Raw genomic sequence first — 3567 nt, forward strand, 5'->3', positions numbered from 1 at the left:
CACTTTGATAATGCCTTTAAGAGTTCAGTTTTGGACTGCTTAAGAATCCCCGCGTCTTCAGCGCGGGGAGTATCAATTTGCTGTTGCCCATTTATTTTCGATGTAATGGGTGGCACACTGTACGAAGACCGTTTGTTGTCTGAATCTCCTAGCCGGATGGTGGGGCTAAAGCGTTTTCCGTTGCCCTGCTTACCTTCTGGCTAATTTGTACCCTTTTTCTCCGCTGCAGATCGAATGCTATGCAACTGATGAACCCCTCCACCATGACTGGCCAAATCATCCAAGGGCGCTACAAGGTACTCAAAGACCTGAAGCGAGGAGCCTTTGGAAAACTTTATCTGGCTGAAGATTCTCAGCAATCGCCAGACAATCCCCTGTGCGCGATCGCCATTCTCCAGCCCAACAGTTCAGATCCGCTGATTTTGCAAGAAGCGCGTCGCCGCTTTGAGCGGGAGGTAAAAATCCTGGAAAAAATCGGCGCTCATCCTCAAATCCCGCGCCTGATAAATTATTTCGAGGATAATCTAAAATTTTATCTGGTGTTTGAATACATCGAAGGGGAAGACCTGAGCCAGGAAATCGCCCCGGGGAAGCGCTGGAGCGAAGGAATGGTGATGGCGTTTCTGCACATGGTTTTAGAGGTATTGGGGTTTGTGCATCAGCACCAGATCGTTCACCGCAATCTCAAACCGTCGAATTTAATCCGCCGAAGCAGCGATCGCAAACTCCTGCTGGTGGATTTTGGCGCGCTCAAAGAAATCGAAACCTTGGCGGTAAATTCTCGCGGTCAGGTAGCGACGGCGGCGATCGGCACTGCAGGCTATATCCCCATCGAACAACTGAGCGGAAAACCCCGGTTAAATAGCGACCTATATGCGTTGGGGATGTGTGCGATTCAAGCCTTAACCGGGTTGCCACCGCGCCAGTTGGAACGGGATCCGAAAACCGGGCAAGCGCTCTGGCATCATCTGGTGATGGTGGATCCTCAATTGGGGCGCATTCTGGACAAAATGATTTGCGTGGATCCCGAGGAGCGCTATCCGGATGCCTCGGCGGTCCTCCACGACCTGAGAAGCTTGCATCAAATGGGACAAACATTAGACGGACGCTACCAAATTGTCAGTCTGTTGGGAGAAGGAGAGTTTGGCAAAACATTTTTAGCGGAAGACTTGCAACGCGCCGAGCAGCCGTGGTGCGCGATCGTGCAACTGCAACCCCTGCGCCGGGATGTGTTTCCCTGGTGGGAAGCAAAAAGCTTTTTCGATACGGAAGCGCAACTGCTGCATCAGTTAGGCACCCACGATCGCATCCCCCGGTTGTTGGCGGATTTCGAGCAAGATGGGGCCTTTTATTTGGTTCACGAATTAATTGACGGGGAACCGATAAGCGCGGAAATCGCGGGGCGCAAGCGTTACGATGAAGCCCAGGCGATCGCCTTACTCAAAGACGTCCTCGAAACCCTCACCTTCGTTCACGATCGCCACGCCATTCACGGGAATCTAAAACCGTCCAATTTAATCCGCCGCCGCGAGGATGGCAAAGTGATGGTCACGGATTTTGGCTCGGTGAAACAACTCACCACCCTGGCGATCGACCAAGGTCAGCTCAAAACTTCCAGCCCGATCGGCACCCCGGGATATATGCCGAAAGAGCAAATGATGGGCAATGCCCGCGCGAATAGCGATATTTACGCCCTCGGCGCGATCGCCCTGCAAGCACTGACGGGAGTCTATCCGGACCACTTCGGCACCCATCCGCAAACCGGGGAAATTAACTGGCGCAAGCACCTGCAGGTCAGTGAAGGGTTTGGGGAAATCCTGGATAAAATGGTGCGCTCTTATTTTCGCGAACGCTATCAGTCGGCCCAGGAGGTGTTGGAAGACTTGCAACAGCTCCCCGTGGATCCCCCGCTGGCGCAGGAAACCCCAGAACTGGTCTCCCTGGCTCCTGTGGCTCCCCCGGTGACTCCCGAGGACAAGCCCACTTCTCCCCCGGATCCGGCTCCCGAACCGGTTGGGGCTGTGGAAAACCCTGTGGAAAACCCTGGGGTGGAAAAACCTGTGGAAAAGGTTCCGTACCAGTCCGAGGTCAGCCAACGCATACCACAAAAGTTGCGCGTTGTCAAGCCCTGGCAGATGGCGGTGGCGGTGGCGATCGCCGGCGGTAGCATCTTAGGAATTGGCAATTACCAACACCAGCGCGCCCAACAGGCAAAAGCGCAGGAGTTCATCGATCGCGCCAGTGAGAAAGTGGCGGCGGAGGAATTTGAGGCGGCACACAATGACTGCGACAAGGCGATCGCGCTCGCCGGGGATTATGCAATGGCATGGAAGTGTCGCGGCGATGCGCTTTATCTGTTGCAGGACTACGATTCGGCTTTGGTAGCCTATGAAAATGCCAGCAAGTTAGAACCGAAAAATCCCAAATATTGGAACAATCGCGGCGAGGCACTCTATCAGTTGCAGCGCTATCAAGAAGCGATCGCCGCTCACGATCGCGCCTTGGAACTGCGATCGGATGACCCCAACGCTCACAAAGGGCGCGGACTCTCTCTGCTCGCACTACAGCGCGATAAAGAAGCCTTGGCGGAGTTCCACCGCGCCACGGAATTGCAGCCCAACAATCCGGAACTCTGGGAACGCAAAGTGCTGGTTCTGGAAAAGTTGCAACGTCCGCAACAGGCCGATCGCGCCCGGGAACAAGCCCTCGCCGCCTATAACGAGCGCCTCGCCAGCAATCCGCAAAATCCCGGTATGTGGGTAGAACGCGGTCGCCTGCTCAGCGAACTCGATCGCGCCCCAGAAGCCTTTGACTCCTACGATCGCGCCTTGGAAATCGACCCCGAGTTTTATTTGGCCTGGAATGCAAAAGGCGGCACTTTGTATGGTATGCGGGAATTTTACGACGCCCTGGATGCGTATGACACAGCCCTAGACATCGAACCGACATTTTATAAAGCATGGCATAACAAAGGGTCAGTCCTCAGTGCCGGCTTGGCACGCTATTGGGATGCGATCGCCGCTTACGATCGCGCCTTGGAAATCGAGCCGAATTTCTACGATGGATGGCGCGATCGCGGAATTGCCCTGATTCAGTTGCGACGCTACCAAGAGGCACTCGCCTCTTTCGATAAAGCCGTGGAAATCACCCCCAACGATCGCAAATCCTGGGCCAGTCGCGGCGTGGCGCTCAATGAATTGCGCCGCTACGATGAGGCGATCGAATCGTTTAACAATGCCCTGGAAATGGACGATCGCGATGCCTTCGCTTGGACCCAACTGGGTATCGCCCTGGAATCTCGCGAACGCTATGAAGAAGCCCTGGAAGCGTACAACAAAGCCCTGGAAATCGAACCCGAGTATTATCTGGCTGAGGAATCTCGCCAGTGGGTTCTGGGTAAGTTAGGCCGGTAGCAACAGTGGCGACTGGAAGTCGCGCCTGTGCGAGCAAAGCCCGCCTACGCGGGCTAATTTCCACTCGTTCCCAGGCTACTCGTTCCCAGGCTCAGCCTGGGAACGGCCCTCCCGAGGCTCCGCCTCCCTCACTCGCGCCGCAAAATAATTGACC

The 3567-nt window shown here is 55.2% G+C and carries 1 protein-coding gene; it reads left to right on the forward strand.

The window, feature by feature from the left end:
* Positions 1-239 precede the first annotated feature (239 nt).
* A complete protein-coding gene (locus AC0QH1_RS05825) occupies positions 240-3413 on the forward strand; it encodes a protein kinase domain-containing protein (RefSeq protein WP_324629987.1) in 3174 nt (1057 codons plus the stop codon).
* Positions 3414-3567 lie beyond the last annotated feature (154 nt).

The sequence above is a fragment of the Phormidium sp. CCY1219 genome, assembly GCF_055795085.1.

Excerpts from the sequence above, each read along its gene's own strand:
- AC0QH1_RS05825 (WP_324629987.1), top strand. The coding sequence starts at position 240 with ATGCAACTGATGAACCCCTCCACCATGACTGGCCAAATCATCCAAGGG.